Annotated in this window: 16 protein-coding genes; 11 read left to right on the top strand and 5 right to left on the bottom strand. The window is 62.8% G+C overall.

What is annotated here, in order from left to right; translation table 11 throughout:
* Positions 1–63: 63 nt before the first annotated feature.
* The 7 genes from ACTJKM_RS29815 (at position 64) to ACTJKM_RS29785 (ending at position 5,834) form a co-directional block, all read left to right on the top strand.
* On the top strand, positions 64–615 hold the full coding sequence (locus ACTJKM_RS29815; protein WP_057248818.1) for a Kazal-type serine protease inhibitor family protein: 552 nt from the start codon (positions 64–66) through the stop codon (positions 613–615).
* Positions 616–935: 320 nt separating this feature from the next.
* Complete coding sequence (locus tag ACTJKM_RS29810) at positions 936–2,192, top strand: extensin-like domain-containing protein (protein ID WP_058328862.1); 1,257 nt, start codon at positions 936–938, stop codon at positions 2,190–2,192.
* A 636-nt stretch (positions 2,193–2,828) separates the two neighbouring features.
* Entirely contained in the window at positions 2,829–3,161 is a 333-nt protein-coding gene (locus ACTJKM_RS29805) for an ArsR/SmtB family transcription factor (protein ID WP_057248820.1), read from the top strand.
* Positions 3,158–3,565, top strand: a complete 408-nt coding sequence (locus ACTJKM_RS29800) for a YeeE/YedE family protein (RefSeq protein WP_058328861.1) — start codon at positions 3,158–3,160, stop codon at positions 3,563–3,565. Before ACTJKM_RS29805 ends, ACTJKM_RS29800 begins: the two co-directional genes overlap by 4 nt.
* Positions 3,562–4,044, top strand: coding sequence for a YeeE/YedE family protein (locus ACTJKM_RS29795; protein WP_058328860.1), 483 nt, complete (start codon positions 3,562–3,564; stop codon positions 4,042–4,044). The genes ACTJKM_RS29800 and ACTJKM_RS29795 overlap by 4 nt, the downstream gene beginning before the upstream one ends.
* 105 nt (positions 4,045–4,149) lie before the next feature.
* On the top strand, positions 4,150–5,076 hold the full coding sequence (locus tag ACTJKM_RS29790; protein ID WP_057248823.1) for an ABC transporter ATP-binding protein: 927 nt from the start codon (positions 4,150–4,152) through the stop codon (positions 5,074–5,076).
* Complete coding sequence (locus ACTJKM_RS29785) at positions 5,073–5,834, top strand: ABC transporter permease (RefSeq protein ID WP_440661542.1); 762 nt, start codon at positions 5,073–5,075, stop codon at positions 5,832–5,834. The genes ACTJKM_RS29790 and ACTJKM_RS29785 overlap by 4 nt, the downstream gene beginning before the upstream one ends.
* 38 nt (positions 5,835–5,872) lie before the next feature.
* Here ACTJKM_RS29785 and ACTJKM_RS29780 read toward each other — a convergent pair whose 3' ends face one another.
* The 3 genes from ACTJKM_RS29780 to ACTJKM_RS29770 are packed head-to-tail and all read right to left on the bottom strand — an operon-like array spanning position 5,873 to position 7,617.
* Positions 5,873–6,574: a retropepsin-like aspartic protease family protein gene (locus tag ACTJKM_RS29780; protein WP_058324048.1), complete on the bottom strand. Its 702-nt coding sequence runs from the start codon at positions 6,572–6,574 to the stop codon at positions 5,873–5,875.
* A complete protein-coding gene (locus ACTJKM_RS29775; RefSeq protein ID WP_058324049.1) occupies positions 6,571–6,792 on the bottom strand; it encodes a DUF1289 domain-containing protein in 222 nt (73 codons plus the stop codon). The genes ACTJKM_RS29780 and ACTJKM_RS29775 overlap by 4 nt, the downstream gene beginning before the upstream one ends.
* Before the next feature lie 36 nt (positions 6,793–6,828).
* A complete protein-coding gene (locus tag ACTJKM_RS29770; RefSeq protein ID WP_440661540.1) occupies positions 6,829–7,617 on the bottom strand; it encodes an adenosylcobinamide-GDP ribazoletransferase in 789 nt (262 codons plus the stop codon).
* A gap of 213 nt (positions 7,618–7,830) precedes the next feature.
* On the opposite strand from ACTJKM_RS29770, the gene cobT reads away from it, so the two are divergent.
* Both cobT and ACTJKM_RS29760 read left to right on the top strand, forming a co-directional pair.
* Entirely contained in the window at positions 7,831–8,847 is a 1,017-nt protein-coding gene (cobT, locus tag ACTJKM_RS29765; protein WP_057248828.1) for a nicotinate-nucleotide--dimethylbenzimidazole phosphoribosyltransferase, read from the top strand.
* A gap of 331 nt (positions 8,848–9,178) precedes the next feature.
* Positions 9,179–9,592, top strand: a complete 414-nt coding sequence (locus ACTJKM_RS29760) for a diacylglycerol kinase (RefSeq protein ID WP_058324051.1) — start codon at positions 9,179–9,181, stop codon at positions 9,590–9,592.
* 4 nt (positions 9,593–9,596) lie between these two features.
* Here ACTJKM_RS29760 and ACTJKM_RS29755 read toward each other — a convergent pair whose 3' ends face one another.
* Positions 9,597–10,142: a GNAT family N-acetyltransferase gene (locus tag ACTJKM_RS29755; RefSeq protein WP_058328858.1), complete on the bottom strand. Its 546-nt coding sequence runs from the start codon at positions 10,140–10,142 to the stop codon at positions 9,597–9,599.
* 3 nt (positions 10,143–10,145) lie between these two features.
* Positions 10,146–11,681: a sensor histidine kinase gene (locus ACTJKM_RS29750; RefSeq protein ID WP_058328857.1), complete on the bottom strand. Its 1,536-nt coding sequence runs from the start codon at positions 11,679–11,681 to the stop codon at positions 10,146–10,148.
* Positions 11,682–11,907: 226 nt separating this feature from the next.
* On the opposite strand from ACTJKM_RS29750, the gene ACTJKM_RS29745 reads away from it, so the two are divergent.
* Both ACTJKM_RS29745 and ACTJKM_RS29740 read left to right on the top strand, forming a co-directional pair.
* Entirely contained in the window at positions 11,908–12,582 is a 675-nt protein-coding gene (locus tag ACTJKM_RS29745) for a thermonuclease family protein (RefSeq protein WP_245296220.1), read from the top strand.
* Positions 12,575–13,213: a uracil-DNA glycosylase family protein gene (locus ACTJKM_RS29740; protein WP_058328855.1), complete on the top strand. Its 639-nt coding sequence runs from the start codon at positions 12,575–12,577 to the stop codon at positions 13,211–13,213. Before ACTJKM_RS29745 ends, ACTJKM_RS29740 begins: the two co-directional genes overlap by 8 nt.
* Positions 13,214–13,277 lie beyond the last annotated feature (64 nt).

The following is a 13,277-nucleotide window of genomic DNA, read 5'->3' as shown; positions in this document are numbered from 1 at the left end:
ATGCGGGAGGTGGTTGATGGGGCGTCGCTCCGGTTGCTGACCGTTGCTTTAGAGGGGACATCCATGGCACTTCTCAAACTTCTTCTGACGCGCCCGATCGCCGTGCTGATGCTGGCGCTCGGCTTCCTCTCCGCCTGTACGGTGGTCGTCGACGAGCCGCGTCCAGGCCCGAGGCCGACCCGCCCGCCGGTCTGCACGATGGAATATGCGCCCGTGTGCGGCGAGCGTGGCAATCGCATGCGCACCTTCCCGAATTCCTGCCAGGCAAGGGCCGACGGTTTCAATGTGATCCACCGTGGCGAATGCCGTCCGGACTATCGCCCGCCGGATCGTGAACCGCAGGCCTGCACCATGGAGTACAATCCGGTGTGCGGCCAGCGCGGACGGCGCACGCAGACCTTCTCGAACGCCTGCCAGGCGCGCTCGGAGGGCTTCCAGGTGATCGGCCGCGGCGAATGCCGTCGCGACGATGACCGTCCCTCCGAAGGCCAGTTCTGCACCCGCGAATTCGCGCCGGTCTGCGGCCAGCGCGGCGGCCGCGTGCAAACCTTCTCGAACGCCTGCGAGGCTGGCGGTGCTGGCTTCCGGGTCGTGCATCGCGGCGAGTGCCGCTGATATCCAGCGAATCCGTAGCTGAAAACTTGAAGCCCGCGTCTGACGAAGACGCGGGCTTCTTGCTATCGGCGGTCAGTCGCAACGGCAAGCACCCGCACCCTTGATCGCGGGTATCGGACGCAAGGCTTCGTTTACCGTATTTGAATAAAATGCCCCCGAAATCAGGTCTTTCGACAGCTGTGCCCGGTTTGCGACACAGGCGAAAGGCAGCAATTCGAAGTGCTGCAGCGATCCTTGCGTGCCTCTGGGTACGCCGTTGCGGGGGCGGTGGGGTGATGAGTGGTGGTCTGCTGACCGCCCGAAGGAAGGCGCAGTCCGGTATGGCGTATGTTACTCGTCTCCATCGCCCGCTGACGGCACTCGTTCTGACACTATCGCTTGTCGCCTGTTCGACCGACGACGCGCTTTCGCCGCCGGGCCGCATCGATGGCGGCTCCCGGGTCGGTTCGATCGGGCCCGTGCCGGTCGACGCGGTGCCGCAAGACGAGGTGGCGGCCTATCCCGCTGCAACATCGGCTTCGACGGGCAACGGCAATCCGGACTATGTTGCACCGGCGCAGGCGGCGCCTCAACAAACGCGGCGCTCGCTGCCGATGATCGATAGCGACGAGGCGGTCTCCTCCGGTGCGCAGCCGGCGAATGCGGGTTCCACGGCCATTCCCGATGAAGGCGTCAACATGGATGCCATGCTCGGCGTCGAGCAGCCGGTCGTCGGCCTGGCGCAAGAGCAGAGCAACGAGATCGCCGAGGGCAATGCCAGCCAGCCGGTCGTCGACGGCATCGGCGAAGACAATGTGCGCCAGCTCGGCGGGGCGTCCGGGGCTGCGCCTGCGGACGAGGCGAACCTTGGCTACGATCCGGACCTGCCGCCGCTTTCTCCCGAGAAGGCTGCAGCCGAAGATGCGCAGCGTGCACGCGCCATGGAAGAGCGACGCGCCATTCAGCGGACCCAGGAGCCGGAGCAGGTCGCCTTCCTGCCGCGCGTGCGCAATCCGATGTCGGCGCCCGACTACACCGGCGAAATGCCGGCTTCCGAGATTGCCTGCCGCCAGCGCCTGAAGAAACTCGGCGTGGTGTTCCGTGATATTCCGCGCATCAGCAACGGGCCGTCCTGCGGCATCGACTACCCGATCGAGCTCAGCGGTCTCTCCGGCGGTATTGGCGTGAAGCCGGCGGTCAAGCTCAATTGCGAGGTGACGGAAGCCTTCGCCAAGTGGGTGAAGTACGAACTCGCGCCGTCGTCCCGCTACCGCTACTGGTCGGGCGTCAAGACGATCAAGCCGCTCGGCGGCTATTCCTGCCGCACGATGAATTCCCGCCGCGGCAATCCGATGTCCGAACATGCGCACGGCAACGCCATCGATGTCGGCAAGTTCGTCTTGAAGAACGGCAAGGAAATCGATGTCCGCAAGAAGGGCTTCTTCGCGTTTCGCGAACGCGGCCTCCTGAAGGCTGTGCGCTCCGATAGCTGCAAATATTTCAACACCGTGCTCGGGCCGGGCAGCGACCCGTTCCACAAGGACCATTTCCACTTCGATCTGAGAACCCGCAAGACCGGCTACCGTCACTGCGACTGACGTGGGGTCCGGGACCTTCCTGCTGGCGGCTGCGAAAATGGCATGCGGCAAAAAAAGAGGCCGGCGGGGAGGCCGGCCCAACAACCGGAGCAAAAGGGGGAGTCTCCGGCGTGCAAATCACGAGCGCAAATCAAAAGGGCGATATCGCGCCGCGCGAGCAAATTGCTCGAAGACCATCACCGTTTCGTGACAAGGGAACGGGATTGGTGACGATTCATTCGCAGATCTTTCGCCGGATAACGGATGATGCCTGCATTTGCCCCGGCGCTTAGCCTCCGTCGAAACGCGGTTTCGGGCCTTCGGGCCGGGGGGGCCGAAGTGTCGTCGCTGGCTCGTATTTGCGTTTACTATACCAGAAGTTTTACTGCTGCCTGAGATAGTCCGGGCGGTTGCCCCAAATATGGCGTTTTCATCCCTGTTGCGGTCTCGTTGTAACGATCTGAATTTTCTATATGATTTGACAGTCAACGGACAGGCTAGGGGCGCTAGGGCTGATCGCGCTGTCTTGTTTCGTCTGGTTTATTAATAAGTAATACGATAATATATTACTTCGTATAACAATCACGGATAGTAGTCGGCAAACCGCAGCAAGCATTGGGGCTCCACTCACTCCTAGGGCAACGACAGGAGGAAGTTATGGGAACTGTTATGCAATTTCCGGGGGTGCGCACGGATATGGCCGTGCACGCTGCCGAAGTTTCGAAAATACTGAGAACTCTCGCCAATCGAAATCGTCTGTTGATCGTGAGTGCTTTGCTGGAGGGTGAGCACTCGGTGGCGGCACTCGAAGAGAGCCTGAGCATTCGCCAGCCGACCCTCTCGCAGCAATTGACGGTGTTGCGTGATGCCGGCATTGTCTCGACCCGTCGGCAGGCCAAGCAAGTGTTCTATCGGCTTAGTCACGACAAGGTGGCGCGTCTGGTTGGCGCGCTCTATCAGATCTTCTGTCGGGATGGTTCCAAAACATGAATGAATACGAGAATGCGCTGGCGGGTGGGCTGTTGATTGGCCTTTCGGCAGCGATCCTGATGGTGGCCAATGGCCGGGTGGCCGGGATCAGCGGTATCGTCGGACGTCTGCTGCAGGGCGCGCAGGTTCCTACCGGCATGTTGTTTGTTTTGGGACTGATGGCGGGGCCGCTGCTTTTTCGCCTCGTCGTTGGCGCCTGGCCGGTGGTGACGGTCACAACCTCTTGGCCGCTTCTGGTGGCTGGCGGGCTGCTGGTCGGCTTCGGGTCCCGCATGGGCTCCGGCTGCACCAGCGGCCACGGCGTCGTCGGTCTTGCAAGGCTGTCGCGACGTTCGATTGCGGCGGTTGCGACCTTCATGACCGCGGCGATCGTCACGGTCTTTGTCATGGGCTTGCTTGCATGAACGGCGTCTTCTTCCGCCTCGCGGCGACGCTCGTCTCCGGCCTCGTGTTCGGTTTTGGCCTTTCGCTGTCCGGCATGCTCGATCCTGCACGCGTGCGGGCGTTTCTGGATATCACCGGCAACTGGAACCCGAGCCTTGCCTTCGTGCTCGGCGGCGCTGTCTTTGTTTCCGCGCTTGGTGTCTTGCTGACGCGCCAGCTTACGCGTCCTTTGTTCGACGAAACCTACCATTTGCCGGACAATCAGGTCATCGACAGGCGACTGATTGTCGCCGCGTCAATCTTCGGCGTCGGCTGGGGGCTGGTGGGGCTTTGCCCGGGCCCGGCGCTCGCTTCGCTGTCGCTCGGTTTGCCGCCGACGATCCTTTTCGTCGCGGCGATGGTTGCGGGCATGCTCATCCATGACCGGCTGGTGGCGCGCAAACCTTCGCAAATGAGCGGCGGCGCGGGGACGGAGGCTCGCCTGTCGCAGCCGCATTGACAAAGCGTCACCTTGTTTTTTCCATCCGGTAGGCTGCAAATCGCAATCAATTGTCCCATATAGGCGAAACCTGCCGACTTTGCCCCCCGCATCCGGATCTGCTTCATGGCGCCTATCGTTTCCGTTTCCAATCTGTCGAAGACCTATGCCTCCGGCTTTCAGGCGCTGAAGGGCGTCAGCCTCGATATCGAGGAAGGCGAGATCCTGGCGCTGCTCGGGCCGAACGGCGCCGGCAAGACGACGCTGATCTCGATCATCTGCGGCATCGTCAATCCGAGCGGCGGAACGGTGACGGTCGGCGGCAATGACGTGGTGCGCGAGTTTCGCGAGACGCGCGCGATGATCGGGCTCGTGCCCCAGGAACTGACCACTGACGCCTTCGAAACCGTGTGGAACACGGTCTCCTTCTCCCGCGGCCTGCACGGCAAGAAGCCGAACCCCGCCCATATCGAGAAGGTGCTGAAGGACCTGTCGCTCTGGGACAAAAAGGACAACATGCTGCGCGAACTCTCCGGCGGCATGAAACGGCGCGTGCTGATCGCCAAGGCGCTGTCGCACGAACCGCGGGTGCTTTTCCTCGACGAACCGACGGCCGGCGTCGACGTCAACCTGCGCAAGAGCATGTGGGAGGTTGTCGAGCGGCTGCGCGCTTCCGGCGTCACCATCATCCTGACGACGCATTACATCGAAGAGGCGGAGGAAATCGCCGACCGCATCGGCGTCATCAACGGCGGCAAGATCCTGCTGGTCGAGGACAAGGCGGCACTGATGTCGAAGCTCGGGCGCAAGCAGTTGCGGGTCGATCTCGCCAATCCACTGGATGGCGTTCCCGAAACGCTGTCGAGCTACAATCTGACGCTCGAGGGTGATGGTCACTGTCTGATCTACGATTACGACACGAGCGCCGAACGCACCGGCATTACCACTCTGCTGGCGGCCTTGGCCGAAGCCGGTATCCGGCTCAAGGACATTTCCACGCGGCAGAGCTCGCTGGAAGACATCTTCGTCGAAATCGTGGGGGCAGGGCGATGAATATCGAAGCGATCAAGTCGATCTATTTCTTCGAGATGGCGCGTACCCGCCGCACCCTGTTGCAGAGCGTGGTGTCGCCAGTCATCTCCACTTCTCTCTATTTCATCGTCTTCGGCGCCGCGATCGGCGGACGCATCCAGGAGATCGACGGCGTTTCCTACGGCGCGTTCATCACGCCGGGCCTGATGATGCTGACGCTCTTGACGCAGTGCATCGGCAACGGCTCCTTCGGCATCTATTTCCCGAAATTCACCGGCACGATCTATGAGGTTCTGTCCTCGCCGGTCTCCATGGTCGAGATCGTGCTCGGCTATGTCGGCGCGGCGGCGACCAAGGGGCTGATGATCGGGACGATCATCCTTTTGACGGCCTCGCTGTTCGTCGACCTGACGATCGCGCATCCGTTCGTGATGGTGTTCTTCTTCGTGTTGACGGCCATTTCCTTCAGCCTGTTCGGCTTCATTATCGGCATCTGGGCCAAGGACTTCGAGCAGCTGAACCTGATCCCGATGCTGGTGATCCCGCCGCTCGTCTTCCTCGGCGGCAGCTTCTATTCGGTGAAGATGCTGCCACCCTTCTGGCAGGCGGTCAGTCACTTCAATCCGGTGCTCTATCTGATCAGCGGTTTCCGCTGGAGCTTCTTCGAGGTTTCCGACGTCAACCCGATCTTCAGCGCCGTGATCATCCTCGCCTTCCTGACGGCCAGCATGTCGATCCTCGCCTGGATCTTCCGCACCGGCTACCGGCTCAGAAACTGACGGCAGGCGCCGCTGCGGTTTGTTCTGACGCCTGTGGCTCAGTCGCGCAGGCGCAGCTCGTCGGTGCGCATCTGCAGCATCTCCAGCGTCGACAGGAAACTCATGCCGAGCAGGCTCTGGTCGAGCCGCCCCTTGGCGGCCACGGTCGCGCCGATGTTGCGCCGGGTGATCGGGCCGACGGAGATTTCCTGGAGCATGACGGGTGCCGCCTGCGCCCGGCCGTTCGCCGTCATGACGGTGACGATGTAGCTGAGGTTTTCCGGATCAAGGCCGATCCGCTCGGCATCCTCGTAGGTCAGCGCGATGCTGCTGGCGCCGGTATCGACCAGCATGTTGATGTCCTTGCCGTTGACCGTCACGCCGGTTTCGAAATGGCCGTTCAGCATCTTGTGCAGCACCACTTCCTGCTGGCCCTCGCTGTCGGTGATCACGGTCGCGCGGCCGGGGACGAGGCCGGCGAGCAGGCGATTGCCGAAGCCATGCAATTCGAAGCGGTAGACATAGGCCGAGACGAGGGCGAGCGTGATGAGGAGCCAGATGGCGACCTGGCGCAGCCCTTCGCCGAAACGGCGGCGGCTTTGCAGGACCCCGGCGCCGATCAGCGTGGCGATCGCACCCAACGAGACCAGCCGGCCGAAATCGTCGTTGGCAAGGCCCATGGTGCGGCCGGCATCGTGGTTGACGATCAGCAGGATGAGCCCAATGGCCAGGATCGAGAGCAGGATGGCGAGACGGGTCATGCTTCTCCGCGTTCCCTCGCCATGCGGCTGCGGCGCGTTTCGCGCCGAGGCTTGCGTTCGACCGTCTCTAGCCGGTCGGGCAGCGTGGTCATGATCGCCCGGCGTTCGGCGTCGGTGTAGAGCGTCCAGCGGCCTATCTCGTCACGCGTGCGGCCGCAGCCGAAACAATAGCCGGTGTTGTCATCGATGGAACAGACGAGAATGCAGGGAGATTCCATGGCGTTGCCCAGTTTTTCCCGGAATATATCGATCTTTCAAACCGTCAGCGCAAGGGCGCCGAGCACTGCGATTTCCGTGAGCTGCTGCGTGGCACCGATCGTGTCACCCGTATGTCCCCCGATCTTGGCGGCTGCGAGCCGGCCGAAGCCTTTGACAGTGGCAAGGAAGGCGAGGAGTGTTGCGATCAGGCCGAAGGCCGGTACCTTGGCGAAATAGAAGAGCAGCATTGCGGCGAGAAGACCAAAGCCGAGGGCGAAGCGGCCAGCTCCCGGCTCCGGTACGCCGGCGGAAGCTGCAACACCGCCACTGCGTGCCGGCGGCAGGCTGGACCAGTGCCAGACCATGGCGGCGCGGCTGAGCGCTGCAGCACCAAGGATCACCATGCCGGCGCCAAGCGGCGTGAACAGCGGCAGGATGGAGGCGAACGCCGAGACGCGCAGGCCAAAGGAGAGAATGAGCGCGACGGCGCCATAGGTACCGATGCGGCTGTCCTTCATGATCGCGAGCGCCGCGTCGCGGTCGCGTCCACCGCCGAAGCCGTCGGCCGTGTCGCCGAGTCCGTCCTCGTGCAGTGCGCCGGTCAGCAGCGCCTGGATGGCGACGACGACGAAGGCGGCAAAAAGCGAACTCACATGCAGCGCGATCATCGCGCTGGCAGCGGCTGCGGAGGGCAGGACGATCACGATGCCGGCGAGCGGGAAGGCGCGCACGGCCCGGTCCAGCCGTCCGTCATATCCGACGAAGTGGCGTCCCGGCATGGGAATGCGGCTCAGGAAGCCGATCGAGCGCGCCACGTCGTCACAGAAATCGCCCAGAAAGCCCATGGCTCCTCCAAAGATCCGGCCCTCAGCCGCAATCGCAGATGTCACCGCCGCCCGCAAGTGAGAGCAGGGTGAGCATGCAAAACGCCGTGCGTCGAATCGTCCGTCCCGTGACGGATCATGCTCCGGCGACGCCGATTGGCGCAAATGCCGTTGCCCGAATATTCGACGCCCTCTATGAGGAGCGTAGATTCACGATATGCAAGGATTCCCAGCATGAGTGCCAGCGGTCTGCCGTTTGATGATTTCCGCGAATTGTTGCGTAACCTGCCGGGGCCGGATGCGGCAGCGCTGGTCGCGGCGCGCGAGCGGGACGCACAGCTGACGAAGCCGCCGGGCGCGCTCGGACGTCTCGAAGAGATCGCCTTCTGGCTCGCCGCCTGGACCGGCAAGGCGCCGGCGGTCAACCGGCCGCTGGTGGCGATCTTCGCCGGCAATCACGGCGTCACCCGTCAGGGCGTCACCCCGTTCCCGTCGTCCGTTACCGCCCAGATGGTCGAGAATTTCGCCGCCGGTGGTGCTGCGATCAACCAGATCTGCGTCAGCCACGACCTCGGCCTCAAGGTCTTCGACCTGGCGCTCGAATATCCGACCGGCGACATCACCGAGGAAGCGGCACTTTCGGAGCGGGATTGCGCGGCCACAATGGCTTTCGGCATGGAGGCGATCGCCGGCGGCACGGATCTGCTGTGCATCGGCGAGATGGGCATCGGTAACACCACCATTGCGGCGGCGATCAATCTTGGCCTCTACGGTGGCACCGCCGAGGAATGGGTCGGTCCGGGTACCGGTTCCGAAGGCGAGGTACTGAAGCGCAAGATCGCCGCTGTCGAGAAGGCGGTGGCGCTGCATCGCGATCACCTTTCCGATCCGCTCGAGCTGATGCGCCGCCTCGGTGGTCGCGAGATCGCGGCGATGGCGGGCGCGATCCTCGCAGCCCGCGTGCAGAAGGTGCCCGTCATCATCGATGGCTACGTGGCGACTGCGGCAGCGGCAATCCTGAAGGCGGCCAATCCGTCAGCCCTCGACCACTGCCTGATCGGCCACGTCTCGGGCGAACCGGGCCATATCCGCGCGATCGAGAAGCTCGGCAAGACGCCGCTGCTGGCGCTCGGCATGCGGCTGGGCGAGGGCACGGGTGCGGCCCTTGCCGCCGGCATCGTCAAGGCGGCGGCCGCCTGCCACAGCGGCATGGCGACCTTCGCGCAGGCTGGCGTCAGCAACAAGGAATAATCAAGATACGGCCGGCTTTCACGGCAAAGCCGGCCGATTGCTGTCCAAAGCCTGTCGCGGGCGCTATTCCCGCGTGTGGCGGGCCTTGATGGCCGCGTGCTTCTCGCCTATCCAAAGCGCACATGCAGCCCTAACTATTGTCTGACAGCGCCGCGCGTCTCGTCAGACGCGCAAAGGTCGCTGCAGCACTTTGAAGTGCTGCATGTTTTCATCCTTAAGTCGGATGGAATTTAAGGAAACATGCAGCAGACGCCTGCAACCGGCAAACGCCTTGCATTCGCCTCATTCACGATGTCGAAGCAAGCGCAGTTTCAAGCCTTGTCGAGAAGAAATGGACGCCAAGAACACCACGCACCGCATTGGACAGACGAGTCCCGTCGAGAAGCAGACCGGCATTCGGCATCTCTTCGCTGCCGCCAGCTATTCGCTGGGCGGCGCGAAACGGCTGATCAGCGAGGCTGCTTTCCGCCATGAGCTGATCGCTTTCGGCATCGCCATGGTTGCCTTCGCCATCGTCGGCGCGACCTTTTTCCAGTTCGTGGCGATGGCGATCCTGTTCCTGCTGATGATGGCCTTCGAGGCGATCAACACGGCGATCGAGGAAATCGTCGATCGGGTCTCGCCGGAAATCTCGGAAATGGGCAAGAACGCCAAGGATCTCGGCTCCTTCGCCTGCCTCTGCCTGATCATCGCCAACGGCGTCTATGCCGGCTACGTCGTGATCTTCGACGGTTTCATGAACTGATCCGTTACCGCCGATCGTTCGGCGCGATCCGATAGAGCACGTGCGGGCGCAGCGGGTTGCCCTCTGGCACCGTCACGTCATCGAAATCCTCCGCCGGATCCGAGCGCATGCCGAGCTTTTCCATAAGCGCGCGTGATGGTTCGTTGATGCGCGAGGTATAGCCGATAACCTCGGCAAGCGCGAGCGCCGACCAGGCATGGTGCAGACAGGCGCTTGCCGCTTCGAGCGCATATCCTTGCCGCCAGTAGGGGCGGGCGAGGATCCAGCCGATTTCGACATGCGGGCCACCGGGGATTTCGTCTCCGGCATGCGAAAGGCCGAGACCGCCGATGAGCGCTCCGTCAGCCTTGCGCTCGACGGCCACAAAGCCGAAGCCGTGTCTGCGCAGGTGCCGGTCGCAGTCGGCGATCATCGCCGCGGTATCCTCTCGCGTCAGAATGTCAGGAAAATAGTAGCGGCGCACGTCCGGATCGGCATTGGCGACGGCAAAGGGCGCGACGTCGCGCTGCTCCCAGGGCCGAAGCCTCAAGCGTTGCGTTTCGATGAACATGGATCAGGCGAAACTCTTGCGACGACGGATCGGGGCTGCCACGTCCTCGACTGCCGGCAGGCTCTCGAGCACGCGGCGGGCCGGCAGGATGGCGATCGCCTCGGTGCCTTCCCGAAGCTTGGAGCGCAGGATGAATTCGCCATTGTGCTTGGCGAGAATGGCCTGGACGATGGGCAGGCCGAGGCCGGTGCCCTGCTCGGCGCTCTTGATGGCGATCGAGCCCTGACCGAAGGCCGACAGAACGATCGGGATTTCCTCTTCCGGGATGCCCGGACCGTTGTCCTTGATCGAGAGATATTGTCCGCCGCCGGCCGTCCAGCCGACCTTGAAGGTGACTTCGCCGCCCGAATTGGTGAATTTCACGGCGTTGGACAGCAGATTGAGGATGACCTGCCGCATTGCCTTCTCGTCGACCCAGACCGAGGGCATGCCAAGTTCGAACTGCGAGTGGATGGTAATGTTCTTGGCGCGCGCCCTCAGTTGCACCATGCCGACGCAGTCCTCGGCGATCTCGACGAGGCTGACCGCATCCTCGTTCAGGTCGTAGCGGCCTGCTTCGATGCGCGACAGGTCGAGGATCTCGTTGATCAGGTTCAGCAGATGCTCGCCGGAACGATGGATATCGTTGGTGTATTCCTTGTAGGTCGGGTTGCTGAGCGGACCCAGAACCTCCGTCGACATGACCTCGGAGAAGCCGAGAATGGCATTCAGCGGCGTGCGCAATTCATGCGACATGGAGGCCAGGAAGCGCGACTTGGCGAGGTTCGCTTCCTCCGCCCGACGCCGTGCCTCGTCCGACATCGATTTTGCCACTTCGAGCTCGGCGATCAGGTCATCCTTCTCCGATTGAACCGAGAGGATGTGGACATTGGCACGGTTCATGCGATCGGTCATGAACACGAGGAAGAGCAGCGCCAGCGAGATGATGCCCGTGAGGCCGATATAGATCGGATTGCCAGTCGTCAGCGAGACAAAGGCCAGTGCGGCGACCACGGGCGTGAAGGTGCAGAGCAGGGCATTGCGCAGCAGGAACGTGCCCATGGCAGTGGCCGCAAGCGCGAAAAGCAGGGCAGTGCCCTCGAAGAAACCGAAGCGGACATCACCGCACGACGCGCAATCCTGCGCAACGAAGGCTGCCCAGCAGAGGCCAATCAACAGCTGGCCGAGCAGGAAGCGCCGGCGCCAGACCGGGACCTTTTCGGCAACGATGTCCTTCTTGCACGCCTTCCTCGCTAGCACCAGCGTCACCGCATGCGCCGAAAGGGTCATGACGGCCCAGACGATGATGCTGAGATTGCCGGAGAGATAGACCCCGACGGCGGCAATCAGGGCGACGAGCACCGGTATGGCGATGGCGCCGTGCAGGGCCGAATCGATGTAAAGATTGAGCATTTCGCGCTCGAAGCCCGAAGGCACGGACGAGCCCGTTTGCAGCCGCTCTCGCGTCGCGCGAACCGTCCTCGAAACGGCCTTGTTTCGATGGTTTCGCGACTTGTCGACAATGATCTTATCTGTCGAGGTGCTGGCAGCGATACTCATGCTCTTATGCGAAGGTTATGGTTTCCTTGCAGTCTAGTGAGCAATCCTTAAGAAGTTGCTGCCGTGTGTGAAGGATTCGACAACCATTATGGCGCGGTGGTGTCCTTGGCCAAAAGTTGAGAGCCGGCACATGAGATTCCGCCTCTAAGTTTTTGGAATCGTCGATGTTTGTGATGCGGTCCCGGTTCGATCAGGGAGCGCGCGTAGCGATAAAGGTGCAGGAAACGTGAAATCAGGCCGGGCGAGATACCGCTTCACCGGCGGGCGAGGCGGAGGGTCTTCGGGCCGGTCGCGATCGGCCGGTCGTGGCGGCATGCTCGGCGGATGGATCATTCTTCTGTTGCTTTCGATCGTTGCCTACTACGCCGACAAGCTGCCCGTGGGGGAGCGTGCGGCGACCGGGGAGGCGCGTGGAGCGGCGTCGGCGAGCGACGGCGACAGTCTTCGCCTTGACGGCAAGCGCATCCGCATCGAGGGGATCGATGCGCCGGAACTCGACCAGAGCTGCGAGCGCGATGGCGAGACCTGGGATTGCGGCCGCCAGGCGCGCGATCGCCTGAGAGCGCTGATTTCCGCCGGCGATGTCCGCTGCCGCTTTCATGGCCGCGATCGGTACGGTCGCGATCTCGGCACATGCGAAGCGGGCGGGCGGGACATTGGCCGTGAGATGGTGCTCTCCGGCTATGCGGTCAGCTACGGGCGCTATCAAGCGGAAGAGGCGCGGGCAGAGAAAGAGCGGCGCGGCATCTGGGTCGGCACGTTCACGACCCCGCAGGAATGGCGCCGCACGAATGACCATCCGGACGAGGGGCCGCATCTGGTCGATGGTTGGCTCGAGACCATAAGGCGCTGGCTCATGGAGCGGCTGACCGCCTTGTTTGCGGGTATCGGCAATGCCTGAGAACGATGTCCCGGACCTGGAGCGGCTGAGAGCAGAAATTGCCGCCTGCCGCATCTGCCGCGACAGTCCGCTGTGTGGCGACGACGACCGCCTGCCGCATGAGCCGCGACCGGTGGCGGTGATCTCGACCACGGCACGCATCCTGATCGCAGGACAGGCGCCCGGGCTTCGTGTGCATGACAGCGGGTTGCCGTTCAACGATGCATCCGGCGATCGGCTCCGCCAATGGCTGGGGGTGGACCGCGAGAGCTTCTACGATCCGGCGAAATTCGCGATCGTGCCGATGGGCTTCTGCTTTCCCGGTTATGACGCCCATGGCAGCGACCTGCCGCCGCGTCGGGAATGCGCGCCGCTCTGGCGGCAGCGGGTGATGGATCAGATGCCGCAGGTCGAGCTGGTGCTGACGATCGGGCATTATGCGCAGCGCTGGCATATCGGTCCGGAATGCCCGAAATCGATGACGGAGACGGTAAAGGACTGGCGGCGCTACGCGATGCGCAATGCGGATCCCGCCATTCTGCCGCTGCCGCATCCGAGCTGGCGCAACACCGGCTGGCTGAAGCGCAATCCCTGGTTCGAGGCCGATGTTCTGCCGTTCCTGCGGGAGCGGGTTCTTATGCTCACAACCTGAAACAATTTTCTTTATCTTCACCAATTTCGCGCTATAGAGGGAAAAATAATTCGAGAGGGACTTT

Origin of the sequence: Ensifer sp. 22460 (genome assembly GCF_052044935.1) — a bacterium.
Taxonomy (GTDB): Bacteria; Pseudomonadota; Alphaproteobacteria; order Rhizobiales; family Rhizobiaceae; genus Ensifer.
Note: the sequence above shows the minus strand (reverse complement) of the source record. Positions and strands in the feature narration are given on the sequence as shown.

Bases quoted from the DNA above. Each gene is read 5' to 3' on its own strand.
- ACTJKM_RS29815 (WP_057248818.1), top strand. From the start codon at position 64: ATGGCACTTCTCAAACTTCTTCTGACGCGCCCGATCGCCGTGCTGATG.
- ACTJKM_RS29810 (WP_058328862.1), top strand. From the start codon at position 936: ATGGCGTATGTTACTCGTCTCCATCGCCCGCTGACGGCACTCGTTCTG.
- ACTJKM_RS29805 (WP_057248820.1), top strand. From the start codon at position 2,829: ATGGGAACTGTTATGCAATTTCCGGGGGTGCGCACGGATATGGCCGTG.
- ACTJKM_RS29800 (WP_058328861.1), top strand. From the start codon at position 3,158: ATGAATGAATACGAGAATGCGCTGGCGGGTGGGCTGTTGATTGGCCTT.
- ACTJKM_RS29795 (WP_058328860.1), top strand. From the start codon at position 3,562: ATGAACGGCGTCTTCTTCCGCCTCGCGGCGACGCTCGTCTCCGGCCTC.
- ACTJKM_RS29790 (WP_057248823.1), top strand. From the start codon at position 4,150: ATGGCGCCTATCGTTTCCGTTTCCAATCTGTCGAAGACCTATGCCTCC.
- ACTJKM_RS29785 (WP_440661542.1), top strand. From the start codon at position 5,073: ATGAATATCGAAGCGATCAAGTCGATCTATTTCTTCGAGATGGCGCGT.
- ACTJKM_RS29780 (WP_058324048.1), bottom strand. From the start codon at position 6,574: ATGACCCGTCTCGCCATCCTGCTCTCGATCCTGGCCATTGGGCTCATC.
- ACTJKM_RS29775 (WP_058324049.1), bottom strand. From the start codon at position 6,792: ATGGAATCTCCCTGCATTCTCGTCTGTTCCATCGATGACAACACCGGC.
- ACTJKM_RS29770 (WP_440661540.1), bottom strand. From the start codon at position 7,617: ATGGGCTTTCTGGGCGATTTCTGTGACGACGTGGCGCGCTCGATCGGC.
- cobT (WP_057248828.1), top strand. From the start codon at position 7,831: ATGAGTGCCAGCGGTCTGCCGTTTGATGATTTCCGCGAATTGTTGCGT.
- ACTJKM_RS29760 (WP_058324051.1), top strand. From the start codon at position 9,179: ATGGACGCCAAGAACACCACGCACCGCATTGGACAGACGAGTCCCGTC.
- ACTJKM_RS29755 (WP_058328858.1), bottom strand. From the start codon at position 10,142: ATGTTCATCGAAACGCAACGCTTGAGGCTTCGGCCCTGGGAGCAGCGC.
- ACTJKM_RS29750 (WP_058328857.1), bottom strand. From the start codon at position 11,681: ATGAGTATCGCTGCCAGCACCTCGACAGATAAGATCATTGTCGACAAG.
- ACTJKM_RS29740 (WP_058328855.1), top strand. From the start codon at position 12,575: ATGCCTGAGAACGATGTCCCGGACCTGGAGCGGCTGAGAGCAGAAATT.